The 1,288-nt window shown below is 33.8% G+C and carries 1 protein-coding gene; it reads right to left on the bottom strand.

From position 1 onward, the window contains the following. Window positions 1–19: 19 nt before the first annotated feature. Window positions 20–1,288, bottom strand: a 1,269-nt coding sequence (locus QUA24_RS27225; RefSeq protein ID WP_445242658.1) for an IS701 family transposase, incomplete at its 5' end; no start/stop codon positions are given.

The raw sequence follows: 1,288 nt of genomic DNA, 5'->3' as shown, positions 1-1,288 counted from the left end.
TTAACCCTCTTTTGTCACTCTAGGCAGAAGAAAAGTGCAAATAAGGGATATTGAGGTTTTGAAAAATTGAACGAGTTAAATTATTGACAAGCATTTGAAGTTTAAAAAAGCCCTCGGATAACTTAGGAACAGTAAAAACTTGTAGCCAAGGTTTAATAAAGTTAAATAGTACAAATGGTTGAAGTATTAAACGGAGGTTGTTAAGAATATTCTTCCACCCATTTCCTCGATCCCATCCTGGATGTGATGAAAAATTAGATTCAGATTGTGGTGGTAATTTTAGCAGTTGTTCAGAGTGGAGACTAACCATCAAATAAGCGCTAAAAATAATTTCCCACCATTTTTCTATTTGTGAATAATTAGTTAATCGAAAATCTGCCCATCCTAATTCGTTTTTACTTTGCTTCAAACCATATTCTACCCAAGTTCTTAAACCATAAAAATTACCTACTTCTCTGGGTGTAATGTTGGGAAATTTACTCATTACATACCAAGTAGTGTTTTTGGGCAGCTCCTCTTTATCAGTTGTGATTTGCCAATATTTAATTTCCGGATTATCACCACAAATAATCTCTCTTATATATCTGTCTTCCGAGCTTAAATCTGAGAAGACACGTTTGAATTTTTGCCACTTTGAATATTTGACTTTCGCGTCTGTAACTCCCCATGCTTTGTGGTTAGAGCGAATTGCCACAATAAAATTTAGATTCAATTCTTCTAGTATTTGAATAAAATTTTTACTACTCTCTCCGTATAAACTATCTGCTAGGACAAGATTAAATTTAAATCCCATCGCACCCAATTGTTTGATCATTTTTGCGGCGATTTCAGGTTTAGTTAGATATTCATCTCCTGGTTGCAGTCTTTCTCTCGGTTTATAAACTTCAAATAATAGAGATAGAGGAAAAGTCAGACCAGATAAAACACCATACGCTGTAACTGCAACTATACCATTATCTGTTTTACCTAAATTTCCAATGTACTGCCGTTTTACATAATCAGTCGCATCCCCCTTTTTTTTATCTCCTGTATCATCAATTATTAGTATTATTGGGCGCCCTTGAAGTACATATAATATTAATTCTAATCGTTGCTGACTTAATTCTTTTACATCCCAAGGTGATTTTGTTAAAAAATGGTGTAATGCTTGATGATTATCTAGCCCTATAACTTTCGCTATTGATGGTAGTGTTTTGCGTTTTATGTCCGATATCATACCGATATGTAAGTACTTAAAAGCTTCAAAGCTCCTAACTTCTGGAAATATGTTTTGGTAAATTTGACAGTA

Origin of the sequence: Microcoleus sp. Pol12B5 (genome assembly GCF_036701335.1) — a bacterium.
Classification (GTDB): Bacteria; Cyanobacteriota; Cyanobacteriia; order Cyanobacteriales; family Microcoleaceae; genus Microcoleus.
Note: the sequence above shows the minus strand (reverse complement) of the source record. Positions and strands in the feature narration are given on the sequence as shown.